The organism is Winogradskyella sp. 266wxhm (genome assembly GCF_058964685.1).
On sequence record NZ_CM179559.1, the window covers coordinates 2,879,126 to 2,898,973 of the forward strand.

General features: G+C 34.5%; 19 protein-coding genes and 1 tRNA gene. 10 read left to right on the plus strand and 10 right to left on the minus strand.

Going from position 1 to position 19,848, the window contains the following annotated elements; translation table 11 throughout:
- The first annotated feature begins 3 nt into the window (after positions 1-3).
- The 8 genes from AC2H4K_RS12930 to AC2H4K_RS12965 all read left to right on the plus strand — a co-directional run bounded on the left by AC2H4K_RS12930 (position 4) and on the right by AC2H4K_RS12965 (position 10,493).
- Positions 4-5,067, plus strand: coding sequence for a CLIPPER-2 domain-containing protein (locus AC2H4K_RS12930; RefSeq protein WP_493742464.1), 5,064 nt, complete (start codon positions 4-6; stop codon positions 5,065-5,067).
- A 27-nt stretch (positions 5,068-5,094) separates the two neighbouring features.
- Positions 5,095-6,021 carry a PorP/SprF family type IX secretion system membrane protein gene (locus AC2H4K_RS12935; protein WP_281140135.1) on the plus strand — a complete coding sequence of 309 codons (927 nt, stop codon included), beginning with the start codon at positions 5,095-5,097 and terminating at the stop codon, positions 6,019-6,021.
- A 10-nt stretch (positions 6,022-6,031) separates the two neighbouring features.
- Positions 6,032-8,014, plus strand: a complete 1,983-nt coding sequence (locus AC2H4K_RS12940) for an OmpA family protein (RefSeq protein WP_281140134.1) — start codon at positions 6,032-6,034, stop codon at positions 8,012-8,014.
- 103 nt (positions 8,015-8,117) lie between these two features.
- Complete coding sequence (gene idi, locus AC2H4K_RS12945) at positions 8,118-8,645, plus strand: isopentenyl-diphosphate Delta-isomerase (RefSeq protein WP_281140133.1); 528 nt, start codon at positions 8,118-8,120, stop codon at positions 8,643-8,645.
- Positions 8,642-9,052: a 6-pyruvoyl trahydropterin synthase family protein gene (locus AC2H4K_RS12950; RefSeq protein ID WP_281140132.1), complete on the plus strand. Its 411-nt coding sequence runs from the start codon at positions 8,642-8,644 to the stop codon at positions 9,050-9,052. Before idi ends, AC2H4K_RS12950 begins: the two co-directional genes overlap by 4 nt.
- A gap of 5 nt (positions 9,053-9,057) precedes the next feature.
- Positions 9,058-10,029, plus strand: a complete 972-nt coding sequence (locus tag AC2H4K_RS12955; RefSeq protein ID WP_281140131.1) for a type I phosphomannose isomerase catalytic subunit — start codon at positions 9,058-9,060, stop codon at positions 10,027-10,029.
- A gap of 72 nt (positions 10,030-10,101) precedes the next feature.
- Entirely contained in the window at positions 10,102-10,371 is a 270-nt protein-coding gene (locus AC2H4K_RS12960; protein WP_281140130.1) for a hypothetical protein, read from the plus strand.
- Between the two features lie 48 nt (positions 10,372-10,419).
- Positions 10,420-10,493, plus strand: a tRNA-Thr gene (locus AC2H4K_RS12965).
- Between the two features lie 89 nt (positions 10,494-10,582).
- Here the strand turns inward: AC2H4K_RS12965 and AC2H4K_RS12970 are convergent.
- From AC2H4K_RS12970 to AC2H4K_RS13005, 8 genes are all read right to left on the minus strand, one after another.
- Positions 10,583-11,293, minus strand: coding sequence for a DUF4369 domain-containing protein (locus AC2H4K_RS12970; RefSeq protein WP_281140129.1), 711 nt, complete (start codon positions 11,291-11,293; stop codon positions 10,583-10,585).
- Positions 11,294-11,344: 51 nt separating this feature from the next.
- The gene (locus AC2H4K_RS12975; RefSeq protein WP_493742465.1) at positions 11,345-12,607 is read right to left on the minus strand and encodes a DUF819 family protein; all 1,263 of its coding nucleotides are present in this window, start codon (positions 12,605-12,607) and stop codon (positions 11,345-11,347) included.
- Positions 12,608-12,674: 67 nt separating this feature from the next.
- Positions 12,675-12,854 (minus strand): type II toxin-antitoxin system antitoxin, encoded by a 180-nt coding sequence (locus tag AC2H4K_RS12980; RefSeq protein WP_493742466.1) that lies wholly within the window; start codon positions 12,852-12,854, stop codon positions 12,675-12,677.
- Positions 12,847-13,362, minus strand: coding sequence for a hypothetical protein (locus tag AC2H4K_RS12985; RefSeq protein ID WP_493742467.1), 516 nt, complete (start codon positions 13,360-13,362; stop codon positions 12,847-12,849). The genes AC2H4K_RS12980 and AC2H4K_RS12985 overlap by 8 nt, the downstream gene beginning before the upstream one ends.
- On the minus strand, positions 13,362-13,529 hold the full coding sequence (locus tag AC2H4K_RS12990; RefSeq protein ID WP_281140125.1) for a DUF4177 domain-containing protein: 168 nt from the start codon (positions 13,527-13,529) through the stop codon (positions 13,362-13,364). The genes AC2H4K_RS12985 and AC2H4K_RS12990 overlap by 1 nt, the downstream gene beginning before the upstream one ends.
- A gap of 1 nt (position 13,530) precedes the next feature.
- The gene (locus tag AC2H4K_RS12995) at positions 13,531-14,391 is read right to left on the minus strand and encodes an SPFH domain-containing protein (RefSeq protein ID WP_281140124.1); all 861 of its coding nucleotides are present in this window, start codon (positions 14,389-14,391) and stop codon (positions 13,531-13,533) included.
- Between the two features lie 286 nt (positions 14,392-14,677).
- Complete coding sequence (locus AC2H4K_RS13000) at positions 14,678-15,604, minus strand: alpha/beta hydrolase family protein (protein ID WP_281140123.1); 927 nt, start codon at positions 15,602-15,604, stop codon at positions 14,678-14,680.
- 363 nt (positions 15,605-15,967) lie between these two features.
- Positions 15,968-16,573 carry an alpha-ketoglutarate-dependent dioxygenase AlkB family protein gene (locus AC2H4K_RS13005; protein ID WP_281140122.1) on the minus strand — a complete coding sequence of 202 codons (606 nt, stop codon included), beginning with the start codon at positions 16,571-16,573 and terminating at the stop codon, positions 15,968-15,970.
- Between the two features lie 32 nt (positions 16,574-16,605).
- On the opposite strand from AC2H4K_RS13005, the gene AC2H4K_RS13010 reads away from it, so the two are divergent.
- The gene (locus AC2H4K_RS13010; protein WP_281140121.1) at positions 16,606-17,286 is read left to right on the plus strand and encodes a M15 family metallopeptidase; all 681 of its coding nucleotides are present in this window, start codon (positions 16,606-16,608) and stop codon (positions 17,284-17,286) included.
- 5 nt (positions 17,287-17,291) lie between these two features.
- Positions 17,292-18,296: a hypothetical protein gene (locus tag AC2H4K_RS13015; protein WP_493742468.1), complete on the plus strand. Its 1,005-nt coding sequence runs from the start codon at positions 17,292-17,294 to the stop codon at positions 18,294-18,296.
- A 16-nt stretch (positions 18,297-18,312) separates the two neighbouring features.
- Here the strand turns inward: AC2H4K_RS13015 and AC2H4K_RS13020 are convergent, their stop codons facing one another.
- Positions 18,313-18,669 carry a DoxX family protein gene (locus AC2H4K_RS13020; RefSeq protein ID WP_281140119.1) on the minus strand — a complete coding sequence of 119 codons (357 nt, stop codon included), beginning with the start codon at positions 18,667-18,669 and terminating at the stop codon, positions 18,313-18,315.
- Entirely contained in the window at positions 18,662-19,636 is a 975-nt protein-coding gene (locus AC2H4K_RS13025; RefSeq protein ID WP_281140118.1) for a peptidase associated/transthyretin-like domain-containing protein, read from the minus strand. Before AC2H4K_RS13025 ends, AC2H4K_RS13020 begins: the two co-directional genes overlap by 8 nt.
- Between the last annotated feature and the right edge of the window lie 212 nt (positions 19,637-19,848).

Below are 19,848 nucleotides of genomic sequence, written 5' to 3' on the forward strand. Positions count from 1 at the left end.
GTATTGGCTAGTGGAGAAAGTCCAGAAGGCACAAATGTTGATGATGTCAGTGACGATGATGATGACACGGACGGTAATACAGAAGACGATGCCACAGAGCTATTCATTTCAGAAGATCCAAGTATAGAAGCCGTAAAAGTAGCCGCTATCACTAACGATGTAGCACCAACAGGAGCAAGTTTAGGAGATACGGTAACGTACACGATAACAGTAACGAACAACGGTAACGTCAGCTTAAGTAACGTAGCCATAGTAGATACGTTTGTAGATGGCAACGGTAACCCATTAACGTTTGTAAGCGGCCCATCGTTCGACAGTGCTGACCAAGGCAGTTTAGAAGGTACGTTATTAGTAGGAGAGACGGCCACATATACAGCAACCTATGTCATCGAGCAAGGATCAGTAGATAGTGGATCAATCAGCAACAGCGTATTGGCCAGTGGAGAAAGTCCAGAAGGCACAAATGTTGATGATGTCAGTGACGATGATGATGACACAGACGGTAATACAGAAGACGATGCCACAGAGCTATTCATTTCAGAAGATCCAAGTATAGAAGCCGTAAAAGTAGCCGCTATCACTAACGATGTAGCACCAACAGGAGCAAGTTTAGGAGATACGGTAACGTACACGATAACAGTAACGAACAACGGTAACGTCAGCTTAAGTAACGTAGCCATAGTAGATACGTTTGTAGATGGCAACGGTAACCCATTAACGTTTGTAAGCGGCCCATCGTTCGACAGTGCTGACCAAGGCAGTTTAGAAGGTACGTTATTAGTAGGAGAGACGGCCACATATACAGCAACCTATGTCATCGAGCAAGGATCAGTAGATAGTGGATCAATCAGCAACAGCGTATTGGCTAGTGGAGAAAGTCCAGAAGGCACAAATGTTGATGATGTCAGTGACGATGATGATGACACAGACGGTAATACAGAAGACGATGCCACAGAGCTATTCATTTCAGAAGATCCAAGTATAGAAGCCGTAAAAGTAGCCGCTATCACTAACGATGTAGCACCAACAGGAGCAAGTTTAGGAGATACGGTAACGTACACGATAACAGTAACGAACAACGGTAACGTCAGCTTAAGTAACGTAGCCATAGTAGATACGTTTGTAGATGGCAACGGTAACCCATTAACGTTTGTAAGCGGCCCATCGTTCGACAGTGCTGACCAAGGCAGTTTAGAAGGTACGTTATTAGTAGGAGAGACGGCCACATATACAGCAACCTATGTCATCGAGCAAGGATCAGTAGATAGTGGATCAATCAGCAACAGCGTATTGGCTAGTGGAGAAAGTCCAGAAGGCACAAATGTTGATGATGTCAGTGACGATGATGATGACACGGACGGTAATACAGAAGACGATGCCACAGAGCTATTCATTTCAGAAGATCCAAGTATAGAAGCCGTAAAAGTAGCCGCTATCACTAACGATGTAGCACCAACAGGAGCAAGTTTAGGAGATACGGTAACGTACACGATAACAGTAACGAACAACGGTAACGTCAGCTTAAGTAACGTAGCCATAGTAGATACGTTTGTAGATGGCAACGGTAACCCATTAACGTTTGTAAGCGGCCCATCGTTCGACAGTGCTGACCAAGGCAGTTTAGAAGGTACGTTATTAGTAGGAGAGACGGCCACATATACAGCAACCTATGTCATCGAGCAAGGATCAGTAGATAGTGGATCAATCAGCAACAGCGTATTGGCCAGTGGAGAAAGTCCAGAAGGCACAAATGTTGATGATGTCAGTGACGATGATGATGACACAGACGGTAATACAGAAGACGATGCCACAGAGCTATTCATTTCAGAAGATCCAAGTATAGAAGCCGTAAAAGTAGCCGCTATCACTAACGATGTAGCACCAACAGGAGCAAGTTTAGGAGATACGGTAACGTACACGATAACAGTAACGAACAACGGTAACGTCAGCTTAAGTAACGTAGCCATAGTAGATACGTTTGTAGATGGCAACGGTAACCCATTAACGTTTGTAAGCGGCCCATCGTTCGACAGTGCCGACCAAGGCAGTTTAGAAGGTACGTTATTAGTAGGAGAGACGGCCACATATACAGCAACCTATGTCATCGAGCAAGGATCAGTAGATAGTGGATCAATCAGCAACAGCGTATTGGCCAGTGGAGAAAGTCCAGAAGGCACAAATGTTGATGATGTCAGTGACGATGATGATGACACAGACGGTAATACAGAAGACGATGCCACAGAGCTATTCATTTCAGAAGATCCAAGTATAGAAGCCGTAAAAGTAGCCGCTATCACTAACGATGTAGCACCAACAGGAGCAAGTTTAGGAGATACGGTAACGTACACGATAACAGTAACGAACAACGGTAACGTCAGCTTAAGTAACGTAGCCATAGTAGATACGTTTGTAGATGGCAACGGTAACCCATTAACGTTTGTAAGCGGCCCATCGTTCGACAGTGCTGACCAAGGCAGTTTAGAAGGTACGTTATTAGTAGGAGAGACGGCCACATATACAGCAACCTATGTCATCGAGCAAGGATCAGTAGATAGTGGATCAATCAGCAACAGCGTATTGGCTAGTGGAGAAAGTCCAGAAGGCACAAATGTTGATGATGTCAGTGACGATGATGATGACACAGACGGTAATACAGAAGACGATGCCACAGAGCTATTCATTTCAGAAGATCCAAGTATAGAAGCCGTAAAAGTAGCCGCTATCACTAACGATGTAGCACCAACAGGAGCAAGTTTAGGAGATACGGTAACGTACACGATAACAGTAACGAACAACGGTAACGTCAGCTTAAGTAACGTAGCCATAGTAGATACGTTTGTAGATGGCAACGGTAACCCATTAACGTTTGTAAGTGGCCCATCGTTCGACAGTGCCGACCAAGGCAGTTTAGAAGGTACGTTATTAGTAGGAGAGACGGCCACATATACAGCAACCTATGTCATCGAGCAAGGATCAGTAGATAGTGGATCAATCAGCAACAGCGTATTGGCCAGTGGAGAAAGTCCAGAAGGCACAAATGTTGATGATGTCAGTGACGATGATGATGACACAGACGGTAATACAGAAGACGATGCCACAGAGCTATTCATTTCAGAAGATCCAAGTATAGAAGCCGTAAAAGTAGCCGCTATCACTAACGATGTAGCACCAACAGGAGCAAGTTTAGGAGATACGGTAACGTACACGATAACAGTAACGAACAACGGTAACGTCAGCTTAAGTAACGTAGCCATAGTAGATACGTTTGTAGATGGCAACGGTAACCCATTAACGTTTGTAAGTGGCCCATCGTTCGACAGTGCCGACCAAGGCAGTTTAGAAGGTACGTTATTAGTAGGAGAGACGGCCACATATACAGCAACCTATGTCATCGAGCAAGGATCAGTAGATAGTGGATCAATCAGCAACAGCGTATTGGCCAGTGGAGAAAGTCCAGAAGGCACAAATGTTGATGATGTCAGTGACGATGATGATGATACGGACGGTAATACTGAAGACGATGCTACAGAAGTAATAATTCTAGAAGATCCTAACATAGAGGTGGTTAAAATAGCTTCTATAACAGATGATATTGCTCCAGCTGGTGCAAGTCTAGGAGACACAGTAACATATACAATTACAGTTATGAATACTGGAAATGTTACTCTAGATAATGTTAGTATTGTTGATACTTTCCAAGATGTATTAGGTAATGCTTTAACATTGTCATCTGGTCCAGTATTTGATAGTGCAGATGCAGGAAGTATTGAAGGCATATTACAAGTAGATGAAACCGCAACTTATATTGCAACATACATTATTGAGCAAGATGCAATTGATGCAGGTGGATTCAGTAATAGTGTATACACTGAAGGAAACAGTCCATCAGATACTACTGTTAGTGATATTAGTGATGATGGTGATGATACAGACGGTAATACTGAAGACGACCCAACTGAGATTATCATCATATCAGATCCAAGTATTAGTTTACTAAAAACTACATTGGAACTTGAAGACACTAATGGAGATGGTATAGCAGGAAGTTTAGGTGATGAAATATCGTATGTCTTTATTGTTGAAAACACAGGAAATGTAACCTTGACTAATATTCAAGTTCAAGATGTATTGCCAGGTTTAATGTTAACGGGTGGTCCAATAGCTCAGTTATTACCGGGCGAAATAGACAGCACAACATTTACAGCAACATACATAATTACTCAAGAAGATTTAGATATAGGTAGTGTTACTAATTCGGCTACAGTGAGTAGTGAAGCACCTCGAGGAGATTTAAATAATCCTTCTGATGATATAGTTGATATCAGTGATGACCCAAATAATCCTAGTGATATAGATAGTAATGGTGATGGTATTCCAGATGATCCAACAGTAACATTGGTTAACTCAATTTATGATTTAGAAGTTAGCAAAGAGGTAAATGAACTTGAACCAGTTGTTGGTGATGAAGTAACGTTTACTGTTGAGATAGCAAATATTGGAAATGTAACAGCAACAGATATTGTAATTAGTGAACAAATACCAAGCGGATATGTTTATGTAAATCATATAGCAACTAATGGTAATATTTCATACTCTGATATCACTGGTGAATGGACTATTGCTCAATTAGATCCAGATCAAGTGGAAATACTACAAGTTACTGTAGAAGTATTAGGGTTTGGTGACTATTTAAATATTGCTTATGTACAAAGTTCTGTAGGTGGTAACGATGTTAACATTGGAAATGATGAAGATAGTGCTGAAGTAGATCCTATCTGTTTAACTATCTACAACGAATTTTCACCAGACGGCGACGGTGTTAATGAAACATTTGTTATAGATTGTTTAGAGCGTTTCCCAGACAATAAACTAGAAGTTTACAACAGATGGGGTAATATGGTTTACAGTACTAGAGGTTATCTAAACGATTGGAGCGGAACTACAAATGGTAGAGCTGTTGTAAAGGATTCTGATAATTTACCTGCTGGTACATACTACTATGTATTAGATCTAGGTGATGGTTCAGATCCTAGAGTAGGATGGTTGTATATAAACAGAAAAAACTAATTAATACTGAAGATAAAATATATTAAAATGATACATAAGTCATCAATAATAAAAGGATTAGTTGTTTTAGTATTCATACTAATTAGCGTTGAAAGTTTTGCACAGCAAGATCCTCAGTATACGCATTATATGTATAACACATTAAGTGTTAACCCAGCTTATGCAGGACAAAGAGAAACATTGAGTGTGGTGGGCCTTCATAGATCGCAATGGGTTGGTATTGATGGAGCACCACAGACACAATCTTTGGGTATCCATTCTCCTTTGCGCAATGAGCGTGTAGGTTTAGGATTAAATATTGTGAGTGATGCTTTAGGGCCAGCCACAGAAACTTTTGTAGACGCTAATTTTTCTTATACTATTCCATTAAATGCTAATGATCTCAAATTATCTTTTGGTGTTAAAGGAGGTGTTCATTTTCTGAATACAGATTGGAGTAAAGGTATATACAGAGATCCAGATGTTGCATTTAATCAAAATTTGAATTTAACCTCTCCGATGATAGGTGCTGGTTTGTACATGCACACACGTAAATGGTATTTTGGTTTGGCAGTTCCTAATTTTATTGAGACAGATCATTACGATGATTTTCAAGAATCAGTAGCCACAGAACGTATGCATTTTTACGCTATAGGTGGTTATGTATTTAATCTTAGTGAAACTACAGAACTTAAACCTGCTTTTCTTGTTAAGGGAGTTTCAGGTGCGCCTTTAATTGCAGATGTTTCTGCTAACCTTTGGATTCAAAAGAAAATAACGCTTGGTTTAGCTTGGAGATGGGATGACTCTGTAAGTGCACTAGCTGGTTTTCAGGTAACACCTGGCATGTTTGTTGGTTATGGTTACGATATGACTACAACAGGATTAAATAATTACAATAGTGGTACTCACGAAATAACTTTAAGATTTGAAGTTAAAAGAATGGGTAGAATTTTATCACCTCGTTTCTTCTAAAAATATGACTATGAAAGCAAATTTAAGATATACATTATTTACTTTTTTCATCGCAATTTCTTCTACTGTTTTCGCTCAGAATGGAAAAATTCAAAGTGTAAAGGACGACTATAGAGATTTTGCATATGTTAAAACTAGCGAAGTCTTGTTAGAAGTAGCAAATAAAGGCTACAAGTCTGTAGACTTATTTCAGAAGTTAGGTAATTCTTATTATTTCAGAAATGAAATGAAAGATGCTGCAAAATGGTATGGTGAGTTAATGGCTATGGGAGAAGTTATTGATCCAGAATATTATTTCAGATATGCTTTAGCTCTAAAAGGTATCCAAAAATATGAGGAGTCAGACGTTTGGATGAAAAAATTCAATGAGCTTAAACCAGAGGATTTAAGAGGAAGAGCCTTTATGTCTAAAGTAGATTATAAAGCCACAATAGAAGATTTAAGTAGAGATGATATTGAAGTTGTAAACCTAGATATCAATACAGAATTTTCAGATTTCGGTACTATAGAATACGAAAATGGAGTTGTTTTCGCATCTGCAAGAGGAGGTGGACGTAAATATAGATGGAACGAAGAACCGTATTTAGATTTGTATTCGGTTGAAAAAACTGAAGATGGTAGTTTTGGTGAAGTCAACGAAATAGAAGGTGATGTTAATACTAAATTTCATGAGTCTAGCGCTGTAATTTCACCGAATGGACAGTATATGTTTTTCACAAGAAATAATTTCTACAGACTAAAATATAAGGAAGACGATACAGGAATTAACAGACTTCAATTATACAGAGCAAAACTTCAAGACGATGGTACTTGGGGAGAAATACATAAAGTACACTTTAATAGCGAAGATTACAGTGTTGCTCATCCAACGTTAAACCTAACAGGAAGCAGATTATATTTTGCTTCAGATATGCCAGGAACTTACGGTCAGTCCGATATTTTTGTAGTCGATGTTAATGATGATGGTACATTAGGCGAACCAGAAAACTTAGGGTCTTCTATAAACACAGAAGGGCAAGAAACGTTTCCTTTTATAAATACAAATGGTGATTTATATTATTCATCTACAGGTTTCCCTGGTTTAGGTGGATTGGATGTTTTCAAATCTGAAGGTTTAGATAAAATAGTAGAAACTAGTAATAGTCGTAATTTCCCAATTGAGAATGTAGGCAAGCCAGTAAATAGTTCAGGAGATGATTTTGGCTATTATGAAAACCTGGTGACTAAACGTGTGTATTTCAGCTCTAACAGAGAAGGAGGTAAAGGAAGTGATGATATTTACACTTTTGAAATTACAGAATGTACACAGCTTATTGCAGGAACTGTTTTAGATAAAAAAACAATGGAACCAATAGCCGATGCTTCAGTTGTTCTATTTGATGCAGAAGGAACAGAAATAGAACGTAAAACTGTTGGTACTGATGGTTCTTTTGAATTAGAAGCGGGTTGTAGAATGGAATATTTAATCAGAGGAGAAAAGGAAACTTATACTGGTGATGAAAAACGTTTTACAACACCAACAAAGAAACAAGATTTAACTATTCAGTTATTGTTAGAAAAGGATGTTCAGGAAATTTCACCTTGTGATGATTTAGCTAAGATATTAGACATTCCAATTATATATTTCGACTTTGATAAGTCAAATATTAGATATGATGCTGAGATAGAACTTCAAAAAGTGTTAGCTGTATTGAACAAATACCCAACTATGAATATCGATATTCGTAGTCATACAGATTGTAGAGGACCAGCTTCTTACAATGAAAAACTTTCAGAAAGAAGAGCGCAGTCTACACGTCAATATTTAATTGATAAAGGTATCGATGCAGAGCGTCTTACAGCAAAAGGTTATGGAGAGTCTAGATTGGTAAACGATTGTGGATGCGAGCCTAGCAGTGAGTCTAGTTGTTCAGAAGAAGAACATCAGTTAAATAGACGTAGTGAATTTATAATTACAGGTATTAATGGAAAAACATGCGACGATAAGCAATAATCCATAAATATAAATAAGAGATTAAATAGCCGTTTAAATTTTAAACGGCTATTTTTATGAAATCCTTTAGCATTTTTAAAGCTATAGATGTTAATTTTGCTGCATGACAGAAGAACAAGTTATTCTAGTAGATGAAAATGATAATCCGATAGGATTAATGCCCAAAATGGAAGCGCACGAAAAAGCCCTTTTGCATCGTGCTTTTTCAGTATTTGTATTCAATGATAATAACGAATTAATGATTCAGCAACGTGCTATGCACAAGTATCATTCACCAGGTTTATGGACTAACACTTGTTGTAGCCATCAACGTGAAGGAGAATCTAATATTGAAGCAGGTATGCGCAGATTACAGGAGGAAATGGGATTTGTAACGGATTTAGAAGAAACCACATCTTTCATTTACAAAGCACCATTTGATAATGGATTAACAGAGCATGAATACGATCATATTTTAATAGGCTATTTTAATGACAAGCCAAATATTAATGAAGATGAAGTAGCAGCTTGGAAGTGGATGTCTTTAGACGATGTGAAAGAAGATATAAAAAATCAACCTGAATTATACACAGCTTGGTTCAAGATTATTTTCGAAAAATTTTATGAATTTATAAACGTGAATAACTCATGAAAGTAACGGTACATAGAAAAGCACATTTTAATGCAGCTCACAGGCTTTATAGAAAAGATTGGAGCTTTGAGAAAAATGATGAAGTGTTTGGTCTGTGTAATAACCCTAACTTTCATGGACATAATTACGAACTTATTGCTAGCGTTACGGGAGACATTGATCCAGAAACCGGATATGTCATAGATGTAAAGATTTTAAAAGACATTATAAAATCTGAAATAGAAGATGCCTTCGATCACAAAAATTTAAATGTTGAAGTTCCTGAATTCAAGGATTTGAATCCAACCGCAGAAAATATAGCCGTTGTTATTTACAATAAAATAAAAGCAAAGTTGGATGAAAAGTTTCATTTAGAAATTACGTTATATGAAACTCCTCGTAATTTTGTAACGTATTCTGGAGAGTAGTTAATATGAAAAGCCAATTATATCCCTTAAAGTTTCAGCCCATATTAAAAGATAAAATTTGGGGAGGAGAGAAGCTTCATCAACATTTCAATAAAAATTCTAAATCGAAAAGTTTAGGAGAAAGTTGGGAGATAAGTGCTGTTCCTGGAGATGTTTCTTTAGTTGCAAATGGGAAGTTACAAGGTAAATCTCTTCAAGAACTTTTAGATACTAATGGTGCTCAAATATTAGGAAGTAAAAACCTTAAACGCTTTGGTAAAAACTTTCCACTCTTAATAAAATTTATCGATGCTAAGCAAGATTTAAGTATTCAATTGCATCCAGATGATGAGCTTGCAAAAGCACGTCATAATTCCTTCGGAAAAACTGAAATGTGGTATGTGATGCAGGCTGATAACGATGCTAATCTTATTGTTGGTTTTAACCAAAAAGTAGATAAAGATATCTACCTCAAACATCTTGAAGAAAAAACACTAACTCAAATATTGAATTTTGATAAAGTAAAAGAAGGAGATACTTATTTTATAGAAGCAGGCAGAGTACATGCAATAGGAGCAGGAGTTTTACTAGCAGAAATTCAACAAACAAGTGACGTTACATACCGCGTTTACGATTGGGATAGAGTAGATGCAGATGGTAATGAAAGAGAACTGCATAACGATATAGCCATTGATGCTTTTAATTTTGATATGAAAGATGACTTTAGAGTATCTTACAAAACCTCTAAAAATAAAGTGAATGAGATGGTAGATTGTCCTTTTTTTACTACTAACTTTTTAGAGTTAGATGCTTCAATGGAAATTAAAAACAAGCAGGATTCTTTCATGATTTATATGTGTGTAGATGGTGAAGTAGAAATATCAAATGATAATTTCAAAGAAACAATATCAAAAGGAGAAACTATTCTTGTTCCTGCTGCCATAGAGACATACAAATTAAGGTCAGGCTATGCTAAATTGTTACAAGTTTATATTTAGAAAACTTCAAAATAAATTAGATTAAATAACTAAAAGGATTTAGTACTTTTGCACAAATAAATTTTACGAATTATGGCGAATAAAAGAGATTTAAAAAAGGATATAAACTACGTTTTAGGTGATATTATAGAAGCAGTTTATGTTTGGGAGTTAGCTAATGCGCAGAAACCTACAAAAGAAAGTGAAGCTATTATTGACGAAGCTATAGCTACTTTTGATGAGCTTATAGCACGTGTAAACGATAGAAGTGTTGAAAATAAACAGGCACACTTTAAGGCTATAAATAATGATCTTGAGTCTAAAGGAAAAGATCTTATTGAAAAAATCAACAAATTAAAATAAATTGATTTGCAAATTTAAATTTCTAGTTTAAATTTGCGCTCTCAATTCGCCGATGTAGCTCAGCTGGCTAGAGCAGCTGATTTGTAATCAGCAGGTCGTGGGTTCGAGTCCCTCCATCGGCTCTAAAAAATAAAAAATCCAATCTGAATAAGATTGGATTTTTTTTATATAGGATTGTTTAGATTCTGAAATAAATTCAGAATGACAAAAGTTATTCTACAGAATTTCGTTTCGAAATCATATCTCCTAACTGCTTTCCATAAAGAGAACTCTTAACAGGCTCAGTTAAACTATTGTAAATGGAATCAATAAACTTAGGATTGGCTGCAGGAATTTCATAAACAGCTAAATATGGTGCTACTTCGCTATCTCTATTATTTAAAGCATATTGAATTGTAAATGAGTATTTGCGTTTTACCAGTTGATCGGCTTTTCGGTTTAATGAATCTATAACCAAACTATCATTATCTCTTTGAGCTAAAAAACTAGCTTCTATCAGGTCTAAATTTTGATTTTTAAAACCATCCATAATATCAAGGTATTCTTCTAAAACCTCTTGTTGTTTTGAACCTGAAATTTCAGCATCAAAATTGAAATTTTTCAAAGATGTATTGATTTCTGTAAGTCCTTTATCTGCAAAAAATGGGATGTAATGTTCTTCACCATCATTTTTAAAAAGCTTTAAATAAAGTAGACGAGGTTCTTCTAAATTAGTATGCAAAGTGAATTCTGATTCGCCAGAAATTTTCATGGAATCTAAATCTATTACAGAAGAATCACCATCTTTTTGAAGGTAAACAACTCCCTTTTTTAAACCTTTCACAGTCCCTTTTAAAGTAAAGTTTTTGTCCGAGTCTTTAGAGCAAGCCATCATTAATAGGGCTAAAATTACAAGGCTTAAATGTTTAGTGTATTTATTCATTTTAAAATTTAAAAATTGGTGCGCAAATATCATATTTTAGATTAAAAATTACTAACCTCCAGCAGCAATTTTCATCAACTCTGCACAAAGAATAGCTCCATAGGTTCCAACAACATAGCCAAAGACAGCTAATAAAGCACCAACAGTTGCTAATGATGGATGGAATGCTGCTGCTACTACAGGAGCTGAGGCTGCACCACCTACGTTAGCCTGACTTCCAACGGCCAAAAAGAAATAAGGAGCTTTTATTAATTTAGCTATTAAGATTAATAATCCGGCGTGGATTGCCATCCAAACTAGACCAATAAGTATTAAACCAGGATTATCAAGAATTTTCCCCAAGTCCATTTTCATACCAATAGTAGCTACAAGAATATAGATAAAAACACTACCAACTTTACTCGCTCCAGCACCTTCATAATTTTTAGCTTTAGTAAAGGATAATAAAACACCTATTAGTGTAGCAATAGAAATTAACCAAAAGAAACTACTTCCGAATGATGATAAAGCGCTTTTAGGATTTCCGACAGCATTAAATGTATCTTTTAAATAAGTGGAAATATGTTCTGAACCAAAATGGGCAATACCAACAGCACCAAAAGCGAATGCTAGAATAATCATTAAGTCTGGTACGCTAGGATTTCTGGTTACTTTTTCACTGAAAGCTTGTACTTTATTTTGAAGGTCATCTATAGCTGAGTTATCAGCTTTTAGCCAATTATCAATTTTTTTGCGTTTACCGATACCTATTAAAATAATAGCCATCCAGATGTTAGCAACGACAATATCTACAAGTACCATTCCACCATAAAGTTCTTGATTGAACTCATAAATTTCTAACATTGCAGCTTGGTTAGCTCCACCACCAATCCAACTACCAGCTAAAGTGGCTAAACCTCTCCAAGTAGCATCAAAACCAACTCCGCCTACTGTTTCTGGTGAAAAAGTAGAAATTAGTAATATGGCTAACGGTCCACCAATAATAATTCCAATAGTTCCTGTAAAAAACATAACTAAAGCTTTCCAACCTAAATTAAAAATGGCTTTTAAGTCGATACTTAAGGTTAATAAAACTAATGAAGCAGGTAATAAATAACGGCTTGCTATAAAATATGTTTGAGATATTTCATCTGATATTAAACCAAAAGAGTTGAATATAGCAGGAATAAGATAGCACATTAGTAATCCTGGTACTATACGGTAGAATTTATACCAAAATCCAGATTTTTTAGATTCTGTAAAAAAGACAAAACCTAAGGCTACCATCAGTAAACCAAATACAATAGCGTCGTTAGAAAATACAGGTTGATTCATATAAGTGTTAGTTTAGACTCTGCAAAATACCAAATTAATAGCGCATAAAAAAAGTGACCATTTCTGATCACTTTTCATCCTTTGGATTATCTTTCTTTTTTGGTTGCCTATTGTGTTCTTTAAGGTATTGCATTAGCATCCATTCTATTTGGCCGTTAGTACTGCGAAATTCGTCAGCAGCCCATTTTTCAACAGCTTTTAGCATATCTTCATTGATTCGTAATGCAAATGCTTTTTTCTTAGACATCGTTAGTTTGTATTATATGTGTTTTATAATATGAAAGAACAGCTTCAGCTTCACTTTGTTTTTGAGTACCTATGAGTAATTTTTTGCCATCTTTTAATTCGAGCTGTATACCAATATCACCTGAAACATTAATGGCTTTGCCTTTCTCTTTTTTCCAGAAAAACCCACCTCTTAAACCCCAACCACCATATTCACCAATTGGATCGTAAGTTCTGATATAGATTTTATGAATGTCTTTCCAAGGTATCGTTTTAAATTTAAGATAAAAAGGGAAAAACTTATAGTGAATCCCAAGGTCATCAATCCTAGTGGTAAGTTTGAAAATAAAGATAAAACAAGGAGCAGCTATCATTAAACTCATAAAAATCATTAACTCACCAACAGAATGTTTTGAAGGATCTTTTAAATATTCATTTAGATATATGCCAATTGGGACTATAGTACTTGAAACGATAAGTACTATAATCCATAATTGGGTAAAGCGTTGCTCTTCTTTAAAAATTCTCATTATCTATTTTTATCACGTTCAAAAACAATGAAGGAAATCATATGCTGATTCGGTGTAATTTCTAACAATCGCCATCCTTCTTTGGCATATTTATTTAACAGTTCCTCCAACTTTTCGGTTTGGCTTCTCCAACCTAATTTTGGTTTTATAACTTTATATTCTTTCATTTTAATGGCTTAAGGTTCCTGTGTTAACAACTGGAGAAGCGTCTTTATCACCACAAAGTACAACCATAAGATTACTTACCATAGCGGCTTTGCGTTCTTCATCTAAAACAACAACGTCTTTTTTATTGAGTTCTTCAATCGCCATCTCTACCATACTTACAGCACCTTCAACAATTTTATGTCTAGCAGCAACAATGGCAGTAGCTTGTTGGCGTTTTAGCATGGCATTTGCAATTTCGTTAGCATAAGCTAAATAACCTATTCTAGCTTCTAGAACTTCAATACCAGCAATGGTAAGCCGTTCATCAATTTCTCTTTCTAAAGCTTCGCTAACCTCATTTACACTAGAGCGTAATGTAATGTCTTCATCTACTCCTTCATCTGCAAAATTATCATAAGGATACATACTTGCCAATTTACGAACCGCAGCATCAGTTTGTACTCTAACAAAGTTTTCGTAGTTATCAACGTCAAAAGCTGCTTTGTAGGTGTTTTGAACACGCCAAACCAAAATGGTGCTTATCATAACTGGGTTGCCAAGTTTGTCGTTTACTTTGAGACGTTCACTATCAAAATTACTGGCTCTAAGCGAAATTTTCTTTTTAGTGTAAAATGGGTTTACCCAATAAAACCCATTCTTTTTTACAGTACCAACGTATTTGCCAAATAGCAATAAAACGCGTGATCCGTTAGGTTGCACCATTAAAAAACCAAAGGCAAGTATTATTGCGCCAACAATACCAAATACAGACCAGCCAGTCATTGTAATTGGAATAAGCGCAATGCTTCCAAAGAATAATATTAAAAATAAAAATAGCATTAAGTAGCCATTAGCCGGAACAATAATTTTCTCTTCTTTCATGAGTTCTAAATTTAATTGGTTAATCATTTAATAATTTATATTGATATTAAAATGATATCATAAAGATATAATTTATATAATTAGTATCCAAATCAAAAATTTTGTTACAGATTTAGAAAAAATAAAGTTTGGCATGGGTATTGTATGTGTAAAAGTGTAATGGTTACAGCGAGAGTTACGATAGTAACAACACTACAAATCGCGACATTACATTTTGGTTGGTTAGTTAATAAAAAAGCATCTCAATTTTGAGATGCTTTTTTTATTTAGTAATGTGTTCTGTAGATTATTCTTTGATAAAATCCGTGATACTTACAATAAGCTCTTCAGAAATTGGTCTAAAAGATTCGTTATAGGATTTAGAGTTTTCTAAATCATCACCTTCTATAATAAATAATACGTGATTCATGTTTTCTACAATTTTTAACTCGGCATTTTCATTCGCTTCTTTTAATAGTTTAGCTTCTTCTTCAGAAACTTGCAGGTCTTTTGTACCATTAATAATAAGTACAGGCATTTTTAAGCTTTCAATAACTTCAGTAGGGTTATATGTCATCCAATTAATCATGAATGGTTGTAAGTCTGGTCCAAATAATGATCCAAGAGCAGGAGGGTAGTCGGTTGTTGTTTTCCCATTTTTTAATGTGTCAACTACGCGTTGTGCTTCCTCTCCAAGTTTAGGTGCCATTTTTGTGACTTGCTCAACTAAAACATCACCAATATTATTTCCAGCACCAGCTAAGGATATAAATCCATCAGTTTTTTCTTTTGCGGCTATCATACCTACTAAACTTCCTTGGCTATGGCCTATAACATAGATTTTTGCAAAATCATTTGATGTTTTAAAATAGTCTATAACATCTGAAGCGTCATTAACAAAATCATTAAACATTATATCTTTATCAACATTGCCTTGTCGAATTTGTTTTACGATTCGCTTATCATATCTAAATGATGCAATACCATTATTAGTAAGACTTTCGGCTAGCTTTTTTAACGAGTTATTTTTAACAAAGTTCTGATTGCCATCTCTGTTTGTAGGACCTGAGCCAGCAATAATAATGGCTAAACTAGGCTTTTCAACTTCTGATGGTACTAGCAAAGTTCCATCTATCCATTTAGAAATTGATATATCTTTTTCAGAATAACTTTTTTCCTGTCCTATAATAATGGATGACCAAATAATACATAAGAAGATTAAGTACTGTTTCATTTTTTATTTTTTAAATCCGAATTAAAATTAAATGATAATGTTTAAACGTAAAACTTTATAGGAAATTTTAAAGAGAATTGAGGTGTACTTATTTAAATTTTAACTTGCATTTTATCGTTGAAATGCATGATTTCATCTAAAAATGTTAAAATTAAATGTATTTCATCGATTAAATGTGTTTTTTAGCGTTGAATTTAAAACCTAATTTTATATTTGACTCGTACTAAAATTTAGTTTTTAGTTCAATGGATTAATTAATTAATATTTGCATTATGTTGTGTTGACTTAGAGACCCTAAATCTACTTACATAATAAAAAGCAAATTAAGAAAAACCGAGATTGAGGGATCTCGGTTTTTTGTTTTTAGACCTTAACCAAACTTCTAAATGTAAGGTTAATTCTAGGTTGTATTTGTCGTTTTGTTTTAGCGATTTGGTGTAGCCAATAATGTTGCATTTTGCCTTTCATAAGCAATAAACTACCGTGTTGTAATAGTAACTTGTGACGCTCAGTTTTAATGGTTCTGTGTTTAAAATGAAAAGGACGTTCTTCACCAAAACTAACCGAAGCAATTACAGGATTTTTACCTAATTCTTTTTCATTATCTGCATGCCAACCATTGCTGTCGTTTCCATTACGATAAAGGTTAATCAGTAATGTGTTGAAATGATAATTTGAAAAACCTTCAACCTTTTGCTTTATATCGTTCAATGTTGCAGTAAAAGGATTGGGATACATTGTGATATTTGAGTAGCTATAAGTTTGATTAGATTCTCCAAAAAGGGCAGTTAACCTTGGTTGTTTATAGGTTTTGCCAAAAACGGTAATATCATCATGTTGCCAATTGGTTTCGGAATTTATGATTTTAAAATAGTTGTCGGCTTTTTCTTTGGTAAAGAAGTTAGGCACATAAATCAATTCAGCATTTGGAAGATTAAAAAATTGTTTCTCATCAGAAAACAGGTCCATAGGATAATTTTTCTCTAAATTAGTACTTCATTATGAAAAATAAAATTCTCTTTTTCCTGATTGCTTCAGCGGTCTTAACTTTAGGTTTTGAGCAGAAGCAAGATTTGCCCGAAGGTTTTGTGTATGCCAAGAACATTATTCCTGATTTAGATGTAGAGCTTCGCTATTTTGGAAGCTATAATTTTGTTGGAGATACAATAGATGGTTATAATGCCAATACGCTTATAATTACTAAAGTAACAGCAGAAAAACTAAAGTTAGTTCAAGATGAATTGCAGACACAAAACTTATGTTTAAAAGTTTATGATGGTTATAGGCCACAACGTGCTGTGAACCATTTTGTACGTTGGGCAAAAGTGCTAGACGATACATTAATGAAGTCGGATTTTTACCCAAAGGTTAAAAAGCAAAATCTATTCAATTCTGGTTATATTGCTTCAAAATCTGGACATAGTAGAGGGAGTACTTTAGATTTAACCATTGCTGATGGCGAAACAGGTGAACCTTTGGATATGGGTAGTCCGTTTGATTTTTTTGGAGAACAATCTTGGGTAGACTATTCAAATATTACTGAAGAGCAAAAGCAAAACCGACAATTATTACAAACCGTAATGCTAAAACATAATTTTAGAAACTATCCTAAAGAATGGTGGCATTTTACGTTACGTTGGGAGCCTTTTCCTAAAACATTTTTTGATTTTGAGGTGGAATAGAATATATGATTAAACATTCATTAAATTTTAGAGAAGCTATTAAGCATATAGAAAGGGAATTAGAACTTGTTGTTCGTATAGATAAATTAAACTCTAAATTATGTAAGTATAATTGGGTTTTCGTACATCCATATAGTCAAGGTTTTGAAATTACTTTTTTTGAAAAATTATTAGAAAATGAAGATGATAATTTTATTGAAGAGAAAATATTTGAAAGATTTGCTAAAAAGTTTCTTGACCTAAAATTGACTATTACTTTTATCGAAGGATTTTATAGGAAAAGACCTTATTTGAATACATTTAAGACTCAGATAGAAGAATCTGTAATACTCTGTATACAAAAAGATTTTTCAGGAGCAATTAGCTTATTACTTCCTGTAATTGAAGGTGTCCTTAGGAGTTATTTGATTTCTAAAAGGGGCGAAAATGCAAAGCGCATAATTAAAATGTCAGAACTTAGCTCAAAAGCATTCATGGAAATGTCAAACGAATATGAAGATAAAATAAAGACTTCATTTTCAGAAACAGACAATGTTTACTTTTACGATAAAAACCAACAGAAACAAGTATTAATAAAGCACAGAGAATATTTTAAACTTTGGATAAAACAATTAAATGATTATTTGAACAATAATTTATATTTTGATACTAGAAATTCCGAAATTTTAGACGATCCATTTAATAGACATAATATGGTGCATGCTTTTGAAAAAATAGATTATAGCTTCAAAAACTACTTGAGGCTTTTTAATTGTGTGAATTATCTTTCATGGGCTTTTGGAGTTATATCAGAAAAGTGTTCAGTATTTCCTGAAATTGATGAAAAAAATATAAATGAAAAATGGGTTGAATATTTTAAAATTCTAATAGTTTCGGAATCTATTACTGAAACTAAGTCTAAAATCCATCAATATGAAATTGAAACTTTCAAAAAGTATATTGATGAACCATATCTTAATCTATTGTTGATTTCAGAAACTTTGCATAAAAAACTTTTGAAAATAAAATGATATGTTTAAAATACGCCTAACCCAAATAAACCCAAGCCCAATACATCAATAAAAACTGAAGTGGAATTCGTAAAATTAAAATCCATTTAGGTATTCCTGCAGCAGCCTTTTTACTGCTAAGCATATAAAAGTGGACCAAAAGAAATACTAAAAGCATAGCGATAATGCCATAAATAGCTATTACCTTAAGTGTAGGAATACACAACGCAACGCCAAGTAATATTTCTGCAATCCCACTCCAAAAAACCAAAGCTTTATGGTTTGGTAAATATCTAGGCATAATACGCATATACATTTTTGGTTTTACAAAATGCATTACACCAGCTAAAACATACATAGCTGCCATGATATATAATCCTATAGGTTCATTCATCCTTGTAGGTTTTGTAAGTGATGCCAATACCATAGTTGAACAAATTCTTGTCTAATAAACTAGATTTAAATCCGTTGCCATTATCAAATCGTAACCAATTATTTCCATTGATAAAAACACGTTTTATGTACGTGTTTTTATTATCCATTTCGTCCGTAAAAGGTAATAATGGCCTAAAGTTGGTCGGTATTTTTACAACGCTTCCATCTCTAGATTTTATCTCTTTATATTTTTTGTTTGGTAATAATTTTCCAGAAGTATCTGTATAGCCTAATACTTGTATCGATACAAAAAAGCCGTTTTCAGGAACGTAGATATTATAATCATCAACATTAAGTTCATAGAAGTCTCCATTTTTTTCGGTAGCTCTAAAAACAATGGTTTCATAGGTAAGGACTTTTCCAGGAACGCCATCAGTGCTGTTGTAAAACTTCACTTTAAATAAGGTTGAAAACTTTTTCTTTTCACTATTAGAACGTTTGCGTTTGTTCCAATCTTTAGATTCTAAAGCAATAGGAAAGGTTACTGTTTTAATTTCTTGGTCTTGTTCTGTAGTTTTTGGAAAATACACTGCAATTTCAGACTCAATTGTAGGTAACCAGCAATTATAATAATCGTCGTCTAAGTACGGTTTTAGCGTTTCTTCTTTAAATTTTCGATCTAGTGTGACTCCCAGTAAAACTTCATCCAATTCATGAGCTTCTGGTTGAAGTAGAAGCGTTTGAGATAGGTTTTCAGTAGCAATATTCAAATCCTTAAAGCCTATGGCTGAAATGAAGAGCGAATCAATATCTGGATATAATTTTTTTGTGAAGTAAAATTTGCCTTCATCATCGGCAAAAATTCCATTACCGTTACCAAAGGAAACTGTAGCATAACTTACAGGAAATTTGCTTATGCTGTCTAAAACTGTGATTTGGGAAAAGCTCAGTTGGGAAAATAAAAGTATGAGTAGGTATTTGTACATTTTATTGTAATTATTCAATTTCTTGTGTCGCTTTTATGGCTTAAAACTATCGAGTTAAAATTTTATCGACTTTAAAATTGAAATTTAATTGAACTAAAGATGCTGAAATTAATTCAGCATGGCAAATTATTCTATAATTACATGAGTTGTAAGCACAAAAAAACGCCTCTTTTTTACAGAGACGTTTTAATGATTTTGATTGATTGAAAGTT